The organism is Amycolatopsis sp. NPDC034160 (assembly GCF_055575355.1).
Genome location: NZ_JBVISU010000002.1, coordinates 638588 through 654544, shown reverse-complemented (window position 1 = coordinate 654544; position 15957 = coordinate 638588). Strand labels below are relative to the sequence as shown.

General features: G+C 67.3%; 15 protein-coding genes. 9 read left to right on the top strand and 6 right to left on the bottom strand.

All coding sequences use genetic code 11. The features are described from left to right. Positions 1-35 precede the first annotated feature (35 nt). Positions 36-662, bottom strand: a complete 627-nt coding sequence (locus ACZ54P_RS08015) for a hypothetical protein (RefSeq protein ID WP_465460763.1) — start codon at positions 660-662, stop codon at positions 36-38. Between the two features lie 366 nt (positions 663-1028). Here ACZ54P_RS08015 and ACZ54P_RS08010 point away from each other — a divergent pair, with 366 nt between their 5' ends. Next, positions 1029-1202 carry a hypothetical protein gene (locus ACZ54P_RS08010; RefSeq protein ID WP_465460762.1) on the top strand — a complete coding sequence of 58 codons (174 nt, stop codon included), beginning with the start codon at positions 1029-1031 and terminating at the stop codon, positions 1200-1202. Positions 1203-1541: 339 nt separating this feature from the next. On the opposite strand, the gene ACZ54P_RS08005 is transcribed toward ACZ54P_RS08010, so the two are convergent. Then, positions 1542-1949: a hypothetical protein gene (locus ACZ54P_RS08005; RefSeq protein ID WP_465460761.1), complete on the bottom strand. Its 408-nt coding sequence runs from the start codon at positions 1947-1949 to the stop codon at positions 1542-1544. Between the two features lie 33 nt (positions 1950-1982). Between ACZ54P_RS08005 and ACZ54P_RS08000 the strand changes: the two genes are divergently transcribed. From ACZ54P_RS08000 to ACZ54P_RS07985, 4 genes are all read left to right on the top strand, one after another. Then, complete coding sequence (locus ACZ54P_RS08000) at positions 1983-3902, top strand: CHAT domain-containing protein (protein WP_465460760.1); 1920 nt, start codon at positions 1983-1985, stop codon at positions 3900-3902. Positions 3903-4128: 226 nt separating this feature from the next. Further along, positions 4129-4644: a lytic polysaccharide monooxygenase auxiliary activity family 9 protein gene (locus ACZ54P_RS07995; protein WP_465460759.1), complete on the top strand. Its 516-nt coding sequence runs from the start codon at positions 4129-4131 to the stop codon at positions 4642-4644. Between the two features lie 77 nt (positions 4645-4721). Continuing rightward, a complete protein-coding gene (locus ACZ54P_RS07990) occupies positions 4722-5669 on the top strand; it encodes a DNA polymerase domain-containing protein (protein ID WP_465460758.1) in 948 nt (315 codons plus the stop codon). A 70-nt stretch (positions 5670-5739) separates the two neighbouring features. Beyond that, on the top strand, positions 5740-6894 hold the full coding sequence (locus ACZ54P_RS07985) for a 4-hydroxybenzoate 3-monooxygenase (protein WP_465460757.1): 1155 nt from the start codon (positions 5740-5742) through the stop codon (positions 6892-6894). A gap of 197 nt (positions 6895-7091) precedes the next feature. On the opposite strand, the gene ACZ54P_RS07980 is transcribed toward ACZ54P_RS07985, so the two are convergent. From ACZ54P_RS07980 to ACZ54P_RS07970, 3 genes are all read right to left on the bottom strand, one after another. Continuing rightward, the gene (locus ACZ54P_RS07980; RefSeq protein ID WP_465460756.1) at positions 7092-7724 is read right to left on the bottom strand and encodes an AAA family ATPase; all 633 of its coding nucleotides are present in this window, start codon (positions 7722-7724) and stop codon (positions 7092-7094) included. A 55-nt stretch (positions 7725-7779) separates the two neighbouring features. Continuing rightward, positions 7780-8466: a DUF998 domain-containing protein gene (locus ACZ54P_RS07975; RefSeq protein ID WP_465460755.1), complete on the bottom strand. Its 687-nt coding sequence runs from the start codon at positions 8464-8466 to the stop codon at positions 7780-7782. Positions 8467-8594: 128 nt separating this feature from the next. Beyond that, positions 8595-9746 carry a beta-ketoacyl synthase N-terminal-like domain-containing protein gene (locus ACZ54P_RS07970; RefSeq protein WP_465460754.1) on the bottom strand — a complete coding sequence of 384 codons (1152 nt, stop codon included), beginning with the start codon at positions 9744-9746 and terminating at the stop codon, positions 8595-8597. A 254-nt stretch (positions 9747-10000) separates the two neighbouring features. On the opposite strand from ACZ54P_RS07970, the gene ACZ54P_RS07965 reads away from it, so the two are divergent. From ACZ54P_RS07965 to ACZ54P_RS07955, 3 genes are all read left to right on the top strand, one after another. Further along, positions 10001-12478, top strand: coding sequence for a sensor domain-containing protein (locus tag ACZ54P_RS07965; protein ID WP_465460753.1), 2478 nt, complete (start codon positions 10001-10003; stop codon positions 12476-12478). Between the two features lie 755 nt (positions 12479-13233). Continuing rightward, on the top strand, positions 13234-13797 hold the full coding sequence (locus ACZ54P_RS07960; RefSeq protein WP_465460752.1) for a TetR/AcrR family transcriptional regulator: 564 nt from the start codon (positions 13234-13236) through the stop codon (positions 13795-13797). Position 13798: 1 nt separating this feature from the next. After that, positions 13799-14161, top strand: coding sequence for a tautomerase family protein (locus ACZ54P_RS07955; RefSeq protein ID WP_465460751.1), 363 nt, complete (start codon positions 13799-13801; stop codon positions 14159-14161). A 6-nt stretch (positions 14162-14167) separates the two neighbouring features. Here ACZ54P_RS07955 and ACZ54P_RS07950 read toward each other — a convergent pair whose 3' ends face one another. Beyond that, positions 14168-14896, bottom strand: a complete 729-nt coding sequence (locus ACZ54P_RS07950; RefSeq protein WP_465460750.1) for a CDP-alcohol phosphatidyltransferase family protein — start codon at positions 14894-14896, stop codon at positions 14168-14170. A 61-nt stretch (positions 14897-14957) separates the two neighbouring features. Here ACZ54P_RS07950 and ACZ54P_RS07945 point away from each other — a divergent pair, with 61 nt between their 5' ends. Beyond that, positions 14958-15938, top strand: a complete 981-nt coding sequence (locus ACZ54P_RS07945) for a zinc-dependent alcohol dehydrogenase (protein ID WP_465460749.1) — start codon at positions 14958-14960, stop codon at positions 15936-15938. The last annotated feature ends 19 nt before the right edge of the window (positions 15939-15957 follow it).

Below are 15957 nucleotides of genomic sequence, written 5' to 3'. Positions count from 1 at the left end.
GGCCTTCGGTGTCCGCGGCGGTTCGGTCGAAACCGTCAGCGGTCCGATCCCCGTCGAGCCGATCCTCCGTCCGCGGTTCCGTTCCCTCGGTTCCCAGAGGCCTGCTTTCCATGACTTTCCGCTCCTTCGTCACCGTCGGTCAACAGATCTTCGAACACCACGCGGTAGTGCTTCATCGCTTCACGCATGTCCTCTGTGGACATTTCGGATTCCCGATGGCGCTCCAGCGTGTCGTGCCCGGCGCGGTAGTGCCGCAACGTGTTCGCGTGCCGGACGGACAGATCCGCGAGCTGCTGGTCGTACCCTTCGGTCGGGTAACCGCGCTCGGCCATCAGCGAGACCAGTACCCGGTCCGCCTCGACGACGGCGCCGGACGGACGATCGACGAACTGTTCCTGGATCAGCGCCCATTCCTGGGCGTACCGGTCCTTTGTGGTCGCCGGCAGGGGACGGATGTCGAGATCCGAATGGCGCTTCATCCGCGACGAAAGATCGCGTTCCGCTTCCCGTGGGCTCTCGTGTTCCTTGACGGCCCGGTCGTACTCGGGCCCGAACGTCTCGCGCAATCGCCGCTTGCGTTGCCCGGCGATGACGAACCAGGCGGCCGCTCCCACCACCAGGACCGCGGCGATGACGATGATGATGACCAACCACGTTGGCATCGTTATCTCCTCCGGATATTTGCCGGTCACTCCCCCGACAAGTCGTGGATGCCCCCGGGTTCAGTGGCGGAAACCCTTGTGCCACAAGAATTTTTGGATCTTAGGCCGGATGGCGCAGTGGAATTCGTCGCGAATCGGCGTGGCGGCGGACCGAGTAGGCCATTCGGCCCAGGTCGTGAGGTCCGCTAACGGAGCGTCCCCCTTTCGGATGCCTGGGATGACTCAGTGTAGGTAATGTCTCCCGATCACTGCTCCGTTGTGGCACTATTGCCCCATTCGCAGGAAGAGGGCCTGCGAATGAGGGGACCCGGCGCGATGGGGTCGCCCGGCACGACAGAAAAGATCGCTAGGGGAGGAGATCGTCATATGTCGACGCCTACGGACGTCAAGGATCCCATCGGTGAGGAGGAGCCGGTCGACCCGGTTCTGCCCGAGCCCGACCTGCCGCACCACGAACACAGCCCGGACTGCGAACACAATCGCGACCGGCTGCTGGAGTGCACCGGTGGCTGCGCTCAGACCCCGCCGCCGGCTCGCTGAGGCGCGAAGCGCGTGAAAGCCGCCCGCCCGCCGGGGTCGCCCGGCGGGTGGGCTTCTTTCGGATACGGACTGTGCTCTCATAGATCAGTGGTTGTCACCAGGCTCGGCCAACTCGAGGTCATTCGCAAGGCGCGTGACCTGCATCAAGCCGGACTCGAGGCGGCTTGTTCAGCGCGGCAGCGCGAGGGAATCCGGCTGCTTCGCCGCGGTATGACGCTGCTCGAGTCGATCCACCCCGTGGCGGCGGAGCACGAGGACGATTGGCTGGTCGCCAGAATCCGGCTGGCTTCGACCATCGCCACAGTGGGCTCTGAGACCAGTGGCGCGGGATCGGCAGGCCTAGCGGGGCTCGATGAGGTCAGGACCCTTCTCGAAAAGGTCTCGGACCCCTGGCTGAAGACAGACCTGAGCGGCAGGCTCGACCACAACTACGCTCTTTTGCTCATGTCGGCCGGGCGCAATGAAGAGAGCATCGCCTTTTTCGACGCGTCGCTCCAGCACAAGAAGGCGGGATTGGCGGCAGCCACTGATCCGCTCCCACTGCTTGACGCCTTCTTGAACACGTTGGCGACGCGTGGCCTCGCGTTTACCCGGCTGGGTGAAGTTGCCAGGGCGCGGGCCGACCTTTCCGAAGGCATCGAGATAGCGGACTCGAACGGGTTGCGCGTGCAAGGCGCTGAAGTGAGACGTCATCTGGGGATCCTTGAACAGCACGTCGGGAACATCCCCGCAGCGCTTCGTGTGCATGAAGAAAGCGAGCGGATTTATCAGGAGCTGGAGATGACGACTCCTCCGCTCCTCAAGCAGGAAGAGGCCAGGGCTCTGCTCGCCGCGGGACTCGCGGACGAGGCGGGAAATCATCTCGACGAAGTACTCCCATGGATGCTGGAGCAACGGAGTGTCGCCAGGGATCTGGCAGGAGCCGAGCTTCTCCGGGCGTCCGCCGCGCTGATGAGCGACGATCTCGAACTCGCTCGTGCCCATGCCGCCTCGGCGCGACGCAGGATGCTCCGCTGGGGTTGCCAGACCTGCGTCGCCAACGCGACCATCGTCGGTCTTCGTGCCGATGTGCGGGACGCCTTGCGCACCAACGAAATACCGCCCACCCTGACCGCCAGGGCGTTGCGTGCGGCGAACCGGATGCCGATGCCGCGGCTCGCCGATCAAGCCGCGCTCGCGCGCATGCTGGCCGTCCGGGTCGAGTTGCGGAAGGGAAAACGCAAACGTGCCGCCGGGCTGCTCTCGCGGATTCCGCGGCCGGGACGGCTGACTTCCGTCGATTATCGGATGCTGCGCCGGCTCTGCCGCGCGGAACTCGCGGTCGCCGAGGGGGACAAGACCAGGGCGCTGGCCGAGATCCGCGCCGGGCTGACCGAACTCGACCGGGTCCGTGACCGGATGGGCGGCCTCGAATTGGTGTCCGGGACGGCGTTGCACGGCCAGGAGCTGGCGGATCTGGCGATCAAGATCGTGCTCGAACGCGCCGACGCGGCCCGGTTGTTCGCCTGGACGGAGCGGACGCGCGCGCAAAGTCACCGGTACGAACCTGTTGCGGCGACCGACCCGGATCTCGCCGAGCGGGTCGGCGAGGTCCGTGGTCTGGATCAGGCGATCCACCAGGCGCAGCACGACGGGCATCCCACGGCGGCCTTGCGCGCGAAACACGCCGAGCGGTTGCGGGAGGCGCATCGGCTCGGGTGGCATACCGGACGGTGGGGCAGGCCGCGGCCGATCGCGCGGCTCGCCGAGGTCGCCGACGAGCTCGGCGAACGCGCGCTGGTGAGTTTCGCCTACTCCGGAGACGACCTGGTGGCGGTGGTCGTCGCGGGCGGGCGGTGCGAACTGGTGCGGCTCGGTTCGGCGGCGCTGGCGGCGGAAGCCGCGCGGATGCTGAACGTCGACCTCGACGCGCTCGCCCCGGATCAGCTGCCGGCACCGCTGGTCCGGTCGGTGCTCGGATCGGCGCGGAAGCAGGCCGAACGGCTCGACATCCAGCTGATCCGGCCGCTGGCCGGGCTGATCGGCGACCGCGACCTGGTCGTCGTGCCGACCGGACCGCTGTACGCCGTCCCGTGGGGGGTGCTTCCGTCACTGCGGTCGCGGCCGATCGTCGTCGCCCCGTCGGCGACGGCGTGGCTGGGAGCGGAGCGTTCGACGGCGGCACACGCGCGGAAGGTCGTCCTCGTCCGTGGCCCCGGGTTGGTCGGCAGCAGGGGTGAGCTGGACAAACTCGCGACTCATTATCGGACCGCGCGTACGCTGGCCGGCGCCGACGCGACGGTGAAGTCGGTTTTGCGCGCGCTGGACGGCGCGAAGCTCGCCCACATCGCCGCGCACGGCGCGCACGAGCCCGAGAACGCCTTGTTCTCCCGGTTGGAAATGGCCGACGGGGCGCTCTTCGCGCACGAGATGGCCGGACTCGCGCAGCCGCCGTCGCAGGTGGTCTTCGCGGCGTGTGAGCTCGCGCTGAACCGGATCCGACCCGGCGACGAAGTCCTCGGGTTCGCCAGCGCCTTGCTCGCGAGCGGTTCGCGGACGGTGATCGCGCCGTTGAGCCGAGTCGGTGACGAGGCCGCCGCGGCGGCGATGGACGACTACCACCGAGGGCTCGCCGAAGGGGCGGGACCGGCGACAGCGCTCGCGGACACCATCGCGGTTGACCCGTTCCGGCGACCGTTCGTCTGTTTGGGTGCGGGCTGATCGTCCGGCTTGACAACCTCCGTGCGATCTTCACGACCCGAAGTGACCGGTTGGTTACTCTTGACCAAGTCGTCTGAACCAATTATGGTCTAGACCACATTCGCCGGCTTGGCGCTTTGGCGAATGTGGTCCCAACCGTCATTGGTTTTCGCTCGCTGTGGCCCCAGAACCTGGTTCGAAAACGGTTCTGCCACCGGGTCAGCGGTGGGTGTCGAAAGGGGTAGGCATGAGCTTCAAACGAAGGCTTCTGACCCTGGCGGCAGGTGCGGCGATGGTGCCGGCCGCGCTGGTCGCGATCCCGGCGGGAACGGCCAGTGCGCACGGCTACGTTTCCTCACCTGCCAGCAGGCAGGCGCAATGCGCGCAGGGCACCGTTTCCTGTGGTGACATCAAATGGGAACCGCAAAGTGTCGAGGGCCCCAAGGGGCTCATGAGCTGTAACGGCGGTGTCGGCCGGTTCGCGGATCTCAACAACGACAGCAAGGGCTGGAAGGTGCATTCCCTCGGCCGTACCACCACGTTCCGGTGGACGATCACGGCTCGCCACCGCACCAGCACCTGGGAGTACTTCGTCGACGGGGCGAAGGTCGCGACCGTCAACGACAACGGCGCGCAGCCGGGTGCCACGGTCACGCACAGCGTGAACCTGCAGCAGAGCGGGCGGCACAAGATCCTCGCCCGTTGGAACGTCTACGACACGGCGAACGCGTTTTACGCCTGCATCGACGCCAACATCAGTTAAGAGTGGGTCTCGTGAGTGGTAAAGACGGTTAGAACCGTCTTTACCACTCACGAGGCTTTTTATGCCACGCTCACCCCATGAGCGATGAAGAACGCGACGGGGTCAAGCTGACCAACCTCGACCAGCCGTTGTTCGAGGGCGCGACCAAACGCGACCTGGTGGATTACCTGGACGCCGTCGCCGGCCGCATCCTCCCCGTGCTGGAGAACCGTCCGCTCTCGGTGATCCGCATCCTGCGCGGGCAGGACCCGTTCATGCAGAAGAACCTGCCCAAGTACACGCCGGACTGGGTGAAGCGGTACGGGATGTGGGCGGAGACCTCGAAACGGCAGGTGTCGTACGCGCTGTGCGACGACCGCCGCACGCTGCTGTGGTTCGCGAACCAGCGCGCCGTCGAATATCACCCGACGTTGATGCGCGCGGGCGACGACACGGGCCCGACTCATCTCGTCCTCGATCTCGACCCACCGGTGGGTGACGACTTCGCGCACGTCGTGAAGGCCGCCGGGCTGGTGCGCCAGGCCCTTGCCGATTCCGGTCTTTCCGGGGCGGTGAAGACCAGTGGTTCCAAGGGAGTGCACATCTTCGTCCCGCTGGTGCCCGGGCAGGGCTTCGACGACGTCGCGGCCGCGACCCGAGCGCTCGCCGCCCGCGCGGAGGCTGTCGATCCGTCGGTCGCGACGACCGCGTACATCGTGGAAGACCGCGAAGGCAAGGTGTACCTCGATTCGACGCGGGCGGGCAGCAACACCGTCGCGGCGGCGTACAGCCCGCGGTTGCGGCCGGGCATGCCGGTGTCGTTCCCGGTGGCGTGGGACGACCTGGAAAACGTCGTCCCCGCCGATTTCACCGTGCACACCGCGCCTGCCCTTTTGGGCGGCAAGGATCCTTGGGTCGAGTCGATGCCCGAACCGCGGCCACTGCCCGCCGACCTGGTCGAGCAGGGGCACACGATTCCGGTCGCCAGGGTCGTGGCGATGCACGAAGGGAAACGTCGCGCGCGGATGCGTGCCCAGAAGGGCTGAAAAGCCGACTACGGGAAAGCGTCTTGTGTACCTTGGACCACCTGGGGTGGCGGAGGTACTGGGGGCTTTCGTGGGAAAGATCGATGCTGACGTCCTGATCGCCGGAGCGGGTCCGGCCGGGCTCGTGCTGGGAAATCTGTTGCGCGCGGCTGGAATCGAGTGCCTGATCCTGGAGCGGCAAAGCCGGGAGCATGTCGAAAACCGGGCGAGGGCGGGGTTTCTGGCCGCCAACAGCGTCCGGGTGCTCACCGAAAACGGACTCGCCGACGGACTTCTCCGCGACGGTGCGCGGCACGACACCTGCGCCTTCCGCACCGATCAGGCGGAATTCGAGCTCAAGTACGGCGAACTCGGCACGGGTGAGGTACACACCGTTTATCCGCAGCAGTTCCTGGTCACCGACCTGATCGCGGAATTCCTCGCGCGGGGCGGAGAGATCAGGTTCGGGACCGAGGTGTCTTCGGTGTCGGGCACGGAGGCCACCGTCATCGCGGATGATCTTCTGTTGCGCGCCAGGTACATCGCCGGCTGCGATGGTCAGCACGGTGTCTCGCGGAGATCCGTGCCGGCGCGGATCTTCCGGCGGGACCACGAAATCTCGTGGCTCGCGATCCTCGCCGAAGCGCCGCCGAGTATGTCCGCGATCGGTTACGCGATCCACGAACGCGGGTTCGCCGGGCATATGGCGAGGACGTCGACGGTGACGCGTTACTACCTCGAAGTCCCGCGCGGTGAAGATCCGGAAGCGTGGCCGGACGAGCGGATCTGGGACGAGCTGCACGTGCGGATGGGGGCCGGGCACCACGGCGAGCTGAAACGCGGCCCTGTCATCGAGCGCCGGATCGTGGACCTGGGTTCGCGGGTGATGGACACGATCCAGCGGGAGAAGCTGTTCCTCGCGGGCGACGCGGCGAGCCTGATCAGTCCTTCGGCGGCGAAGGGCGCGAACCTCGCGCTGATGGAGGCCGAGATTCTCGCCGACGCGTTGATCGCCGCCCACGAGAAGAACGACACGAGCGCGCTCGGCCGCTATTCCGCGGACTGCTTGCCGCGCATCTGGCGGGCGCAGGAATTCTCACACTGGATGATCAACCTGTTGCACAGCCCGCCCGGGTACGGCGACGAGGCCTTGTTCCAGCGTGCCCTGCGGGACGCGAGGCTGGAAAGCCTGCGGGTTTCGCGGGCTCATCAGGACTTCTTCGCCGAGAATTACGTCGGTATCTGATCCGCCGGTGAGGGTCTTTCTCGCGGCCGGCATGAACCGGTGGATCATCAGGTCCGTATCTCGGTAGAGAGGTCCTTCGCGGAGTGGAAAGGACGACGCCGATGCCGGTACGCATCCGCTGGACGCCAGGGAACTCGTCCAGGCAGCCGAATCGGCCGGTTCCCGCGGAGGAACCCGAGCCCGGACGGCGGGAACACTCACCCTGCGCGCATTGTGGGTGCGGCCGCCCGCTCGACGGGGACGAGCCGGACGTCGCCTGAGGGGCGCGCGCCTCTCACGGGCTCTTCCTCGGCGACGAACCGCAGTGCCCCGCTCACCTCGCGGGTCACCATCCGCGCGCTCCGCCAGCCCACCGGTACCCAGCCGTCGCGCAGGTCACGGCGCAGCTTCTCGGCCCTTCTGACGTGGCGGGCGAACGAGTGCCGCCGGATGACCCGCCCGCGCGCGACTTGGCCCGCGCGGGCCTCCTCCGGCGTCACGTCGAGCCACAGCAGCCGGACCGGGCGGCGGCTCAGCAGCCCGAGCAGGGCCAGCAGTCCGCGTGTCGTCGCCCGGGTCGACGGCTCGTGCACGATCAGTGGGCCGTCGTCCGCCACCGCGAACCCGACGACGCGCGCCCGGTGCCACAGGTGGACGAGCGGCCGGTAGCACCGGTACGGCAACCACGAAGGCAGTCGTGCGCGGAGCCTGCCGCGGACCTGGTCGGAGTCGAGCACCGGCATCGCGCCGGTCGCCGCCCGGGACAGCAGCGTGGTCTTGCCCGCCCCGGGGATCCCCGCGACCACCAGGAGGTCGCGGCGGCCGAGCTGAAGTGCGATGCGCTCAGTCATAAGGCGACAACGACCCGGCCGTTGACAAAGGTTCCTTTACCTTCGGGTGCCCAGGTCAGGCCTCCGACAGCGGCGCGGGCGTGGTCGGCGTCGGAGAAACGGCCACCGGTTTGTCGGGCAGCAGCGTCCCGCCCTTGGTGAGCCAGGCCACGCCGAACGCGAGGATCGCCGCCGACTCCAGCCAGAGCGCCGGGTAGAGCGCTCTGATCTCTTCGTCGAAGAACAGGCCGCAGAGCACGATCAACGCCAGGCACACCAGCATGATCACACCCGACGTGACGTACAGCCGGTTCCGCTCGGGTTTGCGCGCGCCCGGGATCGCCTTGTCCGACTTGGTGAACAGCACGATGCAGAAGAACGCCAGGGTCAGGAAGAAGACCGCGGCGAAGCCGAGATGCAGCATGCCGACGAGCTCGTCCACGCGGTCGCCGTGCGCCGGTGTCGTGGGGAACAGCGCCACCCCCACCGCGGCCACCGCCGCGATGTTCCCGGCGATGTCGTCGATCCGGCCGTAACCCCGGTAGGACAACAGGAAGACGCCGATGGCGCACATCGTGCCGACCCAGACGTCGCGCATCCCCGAGTAGTAGTACCCGCTGATCGAGTTGAGCAGCCCGCCGCCGTCGACGAACATTTTCCCGAACATCAGCACGAAAGGCAGGCCGACGCCGAGGAAACCTATGGCGCGCCGCAAGAACAGGTAGTTGTGGACCAGGTTGTCGGACACCGTTCTCGGGCTCATGGCCGCCTCCGTGCTCAGTGCGTTCTCTACTCGGGAGTATCACCCACGCGAACACGGAAAATGACGGTTCGTGACGACGTTGAGACCGTGTGTTATCGAATTGGTCGACTCGAAGACGACTGGACGCCTCAGGCGGCGTCCAGTACGACGGCGGTGACGTAACCACCCATCCCGATCGAGGTCTTGACGGTGAGCCCGCTTTCCGGCCGGGACGGTCCGTCCATCAGCTGCGGATGCCCGTCCGCCACCGGTTTCGGCGCCGGGATCAGGTCACGCCGCGCCGCGAGGCAGGTCGTCACGATCTCGGTCAGCGCGCTGCCCGACTGGCTGTGCCCGGTCAGCGGTTTGATAGAGAAGATCTCGGTACTGCGCGGGAACACCGCATCGAGGATCTGGGATTCGGTGCGGTGACAGAGTTTCGTCCCCGTTCCGTGCGCGTTCACGTACCGGACGTCCGCCGCGTCGGCGTTCGCGTTCTCCAGCGCGTCGGTCACCGCCGCGATCGCGGTCGCCGGGTCGGGGTCGAGCGCCATCGCGTTATGCGCCTCATGCGTCATGGCGCCGCCCAGCACGGTGGCGTACGCGTCGGTCTTCCGCTGGGTCATCACGACCGCGATCGACGCCTCGGAGAAGGTGAAACCCCTTGTGCCCTCTTGGAAAGGACGACACGCGTCGAGCGGCGGCACGTCGGTGACCGCGACGCCGCAGTGCACGAAATGCCGGACGACCTGCCGGGTCGCGGACAGATCGGTGGTGACCACCACGACGTCGTCGGCCATCCCCGCGTCCAGCCACATCTTCGCGGTGAGCACCGCGGCGTTGCCGGTCGCGCACATCGCGGACGCGGTCATCGTGGGGCCGTGGAAACCGTACTCGGCCATCAGCGAGGTGATCGGCGTCGACGGCATCATGCCGATGAACTGGCGCCGGTACGCGAGCCGCTCGCCGAGGGCGTGGAAACCGTCCCAGGTCCGCATGTCGTCGCGGACGCCGCCGTAGACGAGGCCGACCCGGCGGCCGGGAGTCCAGCCGCGCGCGCCGGCGTCCTCGATCGCTTCCCGCGCCGACGCGAGCAGCGCGCGGCAATGCAGGCTGCCGTCCCGCTGTCTGCCGCCCTCGGGGATGTGCCCGACCCAGCCCGGCAATTCCCGGGTCTCGCCGAATCCTTCGACGAGCTGGGCGCCGGGGAGGCCGCTCGTGAGGCCTTCCCACAACGCTTCGCGCCCCCAGCCATAGGCGGTTACGGCTCCGATGCCGCAGATGCCGGTTTTGCTCCGCACGTGTTTCCTTTCAACTACATTCTGTCAACGCTGGGTGGATAAAGCCGCACCGGGCAGCTGGCCGAAGAGGACGGCTACGTCGATTTAGTGATCTAATCGGAAGCTACATCAGTCGAGTAGGGGGTTTGGATCACATGGATCCTGACGATCTCGACGGCGGGACCCCCGACACCCGCCGGCCCTCGGATCAGGATTCCTCGCCGGCGAACGGCGCCGCGACCTGCATGGTTGGAGTATCCGCCCCCGCCGGTGGAGTGACTTCCCGGCATGCGTCGCTCGTCCGTCTGCTGACCGAGCTGTCCGCCGAAAGGGATCTTCGCGGTGAGCCCGCGCTCGCATTTCTCGGCAAGGGGTACCGCCTTTTGGAGCAAAATTCCGACGGCGGGACTTTGGGCACGCAATACCTCACGATGGTCGAGGCGAGCCCCTACGGCATCTGTGTCCATCAGCGCGGCAAAGTGGTGTTCGTCAACTCGGCCGCGATGCGGTTCGTCGGCGCCACGGTCTCGACCGAACTCGTCGGCCTGCACATCACGGACATGGTGGACGTCGGCTCGCAGGACGCGTTGCTCGCCAGGATCGGCTCGCTGGCCGCTCCCGGTTCCTTCAGCGAACCGACCGAGATGACGCTGCTCACCCTCGATGGCGGCAAGGTCACCGTCGAGTCCCAGGCGGTGCTCACCACCTGGGAGGGCAAGCCCGCCTATCAGGTGATCATGCGGGATCTGAGCACGCAGAAGGCGGCGGAGGCCGGTCTGCGGTTCCAGGCCGCACTGGTCGGCCACGCGAGTGACGCGATCATCGCGACCTCGCCCGACGGGCTGGTGACGAGCTGGAATCCGGCGGCCGAAGCGGTATACGGGCATGAACTCGACGACGTCATCGGGGTGCCGGTGGCCGAGGTCGTCGGCGCGCCGATGGACCCGCGGCAGGTCGTCGCGTCGGGCGGGGTCGTGCAGGCCACGCATTTCAGCGCCGACGGCACCGCGCTTTCGGTGCGCGTCTCGGCGGCGGAAATGTTCGACGGGTACGTGCTGCTGTGCGCCGACGAGACCGCGCAGCGCCGGGCCGAAGCCGAATTCGCCACCGTCGTCGAGACGCTGGACGAAGGGGTGCTGGTGGTCGGGCCGAGCGGGCGGATCGAGCTGGCGAACTCCGCCGCGCACCGGATCTCCGGAGTGCCGGAGGGATCCCTGGTCGGCCTGGAGAGCCGGACGCTGCGGTTGCACGACGAGCGTGGCGTCCCGGTGCCCGTCGACGATCTTCCGTCCGCGCGGGTACGGCGCTCCGGAAAGGTCGAGACCGGCCGGGTCTTGCAGGTGCGGCGGCGCGACGGGGCGCATCGGTGGCTTTCGCTGACTTCCGGTCCGCTGATGGCGCCGGGACAGAGCGTGCCCTCGGTGCTGACGTCCTTCGCCGACATCACCGAACGGCGGGCGATCAGCGAACGGCTGGCCTACGAAGCGACCCATGATCCGCTGACCAGGCTGGCGAACCGCACGCTCGCGCTGAACCATCTGCGGCGCACGATCGCCGATCCCGCGCTCACGACCACCGTGCTGTTCATCGACCTCGACAAATTCAAGATCATCAACGACTCGCTCGGTCATACCGTCGGCGACCAGGTGCTGCGCATCATCGGCGAACGCCTGCGGGCCGCCGCCGGCCCCTCGGACCTGGTCGGACGGCTCGGCGGCGACGAATTCCTGGTCATCACGACCGGTTATACCGAAGCCGCCGAGGTGCGGGCGCTGGCCGATCATCTGCAGCGGCAGCTCGCCGAATCGCTCACCGTGCACGGCCGGGAACTGCATATAAATACGAGCATCGGAATAGTGATCGCCGAACCCGGTGATACCCGCAGTGCCGACGAAATGCTGGAAGACGCCGATTTGGCGATGTATCAGGCGAAAACGTTCGGGCCTGGCCGGTACGCGTTCTATGCGCCGATCATGCGGGAACGGGTGCAGGATCGGTTCATTCTCGAACAGGATCTGCGGAACGCCGTCGCGAACGGCCTGATCGAGACCGTTTATCAGCCCGTCGTCGATTTGCGGACCGGCGAGATGGTGGCGGTGAAGGCGAAGTCCCGTTGGGATCACCCGATCCGGGGACCGATCGATCCCGCGGAATTGGTCGAGATCGCCGATGACGGCGACCTTCTGACGATCATCGGCGCGGAGGTCCTTGCCAAGGCCGCCGGTGAGATCTCCCGATGGCGTGCCGATCATGGTGTGCACTGTAATGTGAATGTGAGTGTTTCGGTGCGCCAATTGGGCGATCCCGCCTTACTGCAATTGGTCCAGACCACTCTGGACGAGGCGGGACTGGGGCCGCAGGATCTGAGTCTCGACGTCGACGAAACGGCGCTGAAAGACGCGGCCGACGCCGTCGACGCGCTACGGAAGGCCGGGGTCAAGGTGACCGCGGAACGATTCGGCGCGGGCTATTCCTCGCTCGCCCAGTTGTGCCGTCTCGACCTGAACGTGGTCGAAATCGATCGGTCGTTCGTCGCCGACCTCGGCAGGTCGAGTGACGCCGAGCCGATCGTCGCCGGAATCATGGCGATGGCGCACGCGGTCGACCTCGTGGTGGTCGCCGAAGGGGTCGAGACCGCGCGACAATTGACGGTTCTGCACGAACTCGGCTGCGACTGGGCGAAGGGGCCACTGGTGGCGCCGGCGGGTCCGGTGGAGGAGCTGAAGACGGCGTACGAGCACGTCGTGCGGTGAACCGGGCGACGCTCGTGGTCGTGACGCTTGGGTCACTGGGGCTGCTTGGTCTATTGGGCGATGTTGTGGGCCGTGAAGGCCTCCTTCCCTACTTTGAGCGTAGGGAAGGAGGCCTTCACGGACAGGCCAGCTCTTGACTGTCCACAAGGGACGCTGTTCTGGATCAAGGCGCCCGATTTGGCTGCTTCGCGTGGCTTCGCAAGAGGGTCGTGAGTGCTAATGCGGGTTCTAGCGAACCGTCTCTTGGGTACCTACTCGTGGCGTGCGGCCTTGCGTGAAGTACGTGATGGTCCCCTTCCTTGCGCTAGGCGCAAGGAAGGGGGCCTTCATGTACTGGGGAAGGTGTGAAGGTCGAGTTTCCTCGGCTGAGCCGAGGGGAAGGGTCCTTCACGCGCCGCTGTTGTGGCTGGTGGTGCTGCTGAGACTCCTGAACGCCTTTCGGGACGGGCGAAGGGGCCTTGAGGGGCTCTGGGTCCCTTAAGGAGTCCTTCGCAACCGGCCGCTACCGGACTCGCCCGCGGCAGGTACCACGACCCTGTGTGGAACTGTGCGTAAAGGCATAAAGCGGACACCCAACCGCAGGGAATGTCCATGTGGACGATGGGGCCTGGTCTGCGCCCAAAGGGGGCCTTCGCGGACCCTCCGTCCAGGAGCGTGCGCGCCTGACCTGCAGGTTCGGCGAAAGTGATAGCAAAGGTCCCTTGCTCCCGCAGGCTCGGGTTGTCTCTGTACCTACTAGTATGTACAGTCTCGGTGTGGACAAGAGGGAACAGCTCATCGAGAGCACTCGCGAGCTTCTGTGGGAGCGCGGGTACGTCGGCACGAGCCCGAAGGCGATCCAGGAGCGCTCAGGCGCGGGTCAGGGCAGCATGTACCACCACTTCCAAGGCAAGTCCGAACTCGCGCTGGCCGCGATCGGCCGGAGTGCCGAAGACCTGCGGGCCAGGGCCGAAGCCGAGTTCAGCGGGCCCGGCACGGTCGTCGAGCGGATCACCGTCTACCTGCGCCGCGAGCGCGCCGTGCTCAAGGGCTGCCCGGTCGGCAGGCTTGCCCAGGATCCCGACGTGATGGCCGACACGGAGCTGCGAAAGCCGGTCGAGGAGTTCTTCGGCTGGCTCACCGGCCGTCTCGCCGAGCTGCTCGACGAAGGTCGCACGGCCGGTGAACTCGACGCCGGACTCGACCCGCTCGCCACGGCGACCGCGTTGGTCGCGGTCCTGCAGGGCGGGTACATCCTTGCCCGCGCCGCCGACTCCGCGGACGTCTTCGCGAAAGCCGTCGACGGCGCCCTCGGGCTTCTCGCCATCAAGGAGAACTGACATGCCCTTCGTTCGTATCGACGCCATCGGGACCGACAAGCTCGAAGCCCTCGGCAACGCCGTCCACGACGCCATGGTCGAAACGCTCGGCATCCCGGCCGACGACCGCTTCCAGGTCCTGAACGGCCGGGGCACTCTGAAATACGACGACTACCTGGGGATCCACCGCGACGAAGGCGTCGTTTTCGTCGCGATCACCATGCGGCCGGGCCGGACTGACGAGCAGAAGAAGGCGCTGTACCGGCGGATCGCGGAACTGGCCGAGGAGTATTCGGGGACGGAGCCGCGGAACGTGCTCGTCACGATCACCGAGACCGATCCGGTCAACTGGTCGCTCGGGAACGGCGAAGCGCAGTACGCCTGATCCCCTTCACGCGACGTCGGCGGCGACGCGCGGGCGGGGTTCGGCAGGGGCGGTGCCGAAGGCGTGCTGCTCCAGCAGCCACCACGTGTCCCGCCCGAAAGACCAGGTCAGCAGGCCGAGCGCGCCGAGCGTGAGCACAAAACCGGCCCAGAGTGGCAGGACCGTCGAGGCCACCACCACCAGCACGATGCCCTGCACGGCCGCGACGGTCTTCCGCGCCATGCTCGACGGCAGCGGGTCGTTCAGCCACGGCCACAGCTTGCCCGCGATGACGAACACGTACCGCATCGCGCCGATCGTGAGCACCCACGGTCCCAGCGACTGCGCGACGACGACGCTCAGGACGAGGATCAGATACGCGTCGACCTCCATGTCGAAGCGCGCGCCGAGCGGCGACGCCGTGCCCGTGCGGCGCGCGACCTGACCGTCGACGGCGTCCAGCACCAACGCCACCGACGCGAGGACGACCATCACGGCGGTCTCCCGGCCCGCGGTGTCGACGACGAGCGCGGTCACGCAGCCGACGAGCGCGGAGCGGCCGAGCGTGACGGCGTCGGCCGGGCCGAGGGAGCACGCGGAGCTCCGGTTCAAGCCGTGGGTCAGGAATCCGCCGACGGCGATGCCGTAGGCCACTCCGGTGATCCAGCCCAGCGGGCCGAGTCCGACGAAGGCGTCCAGCGCGCCGAGAAGGGCCAGCTGGACGAGGGCCCCCAGGAAAACTCCGGGGTTGATCACGAGGCCTCCTCGTTATGGTGACGGTTGACCCCGTCTCCAGGGTCCGACATGAGAGGACACGATGGAACGCGCCTTCTGGTTCAGTGGTACCGGCGATGGGGAGCTCAGGCCGGTCACGCTCCCTCCGGTCGGTGACGGTGAGGTACTGGTCCGCACGCTGTGCAGCGGCGTGAGCCGGGGCACCGAGACGCTCGTCTTCCGCGGCGAGGTCCCGGCGAGCCAGCGCGAGGCCATGCGCGCGCCGTTCCAGGAAGGCGACTTCCCCGGTCCGGTGAAGTACGGGTACCTCAACGTGGGCGTCGTCGAACAAGGTCCGGCCGAATTCGTCGGCCAGGTGGTGTTCTGCCTCTACCCGCATCAGACGCGTTACGTCGTTCCCGCGTCGGCCGTCACGCCGGTGCCGCGCGGGGTGCCGCCGGAGCGCGCGATCCTCGCCGGGACGGTCGAGACCGCGGTCAACGCCGTCTGGGACGCGGCGCCGAAACTCGGCGACCGGATCGCCGTGGTCGGCGCCGGCATGGTCGGCGGAAGCGTCGCGAAGCTGCTGTCCGGTTTCCCCGCGACCCGGGTACAGCTGATCGACGTCGACCCGGAGCGCGCGAAGATCGCCGAAGCGTTCGGCGTCGACTTCTCGACACCGGAGGACGCGCTGGGTGACTGCGACCTCGTCGTGCACGCCAGCGCGAGCGAAGCAGGGCTGACGCGGTCACTGGAACTGCTCGCGCCGGAGGGCGAGGTCATCGAGCTGAGCTGGTACGGCGACCGCCGGATCAGCGTCCCGCTCGGCGAGAACTTCCACTCCCGCCGGTTGACGATCCGGTCCAGCCAGGTCGGCATGGTCTCTCCGGCGCGCCGCGCGAACCGGAGTTACGCCGACCGCTTGGCGCTCTCTTTGCGCCTGCTGGCCGATCCGGCCTTTGAGGTGCTGGTCAGCGGGGAATGTGCATTCCATCAACTGCCGGAAGTACTGCCGCGTCTGGCCGCGAATGAACCGGGAACGCTCTGCCTCCGTGTCACCTATCAGGTGGAGGACACGCGTTAAGGGCACGATCTGGGAGGTC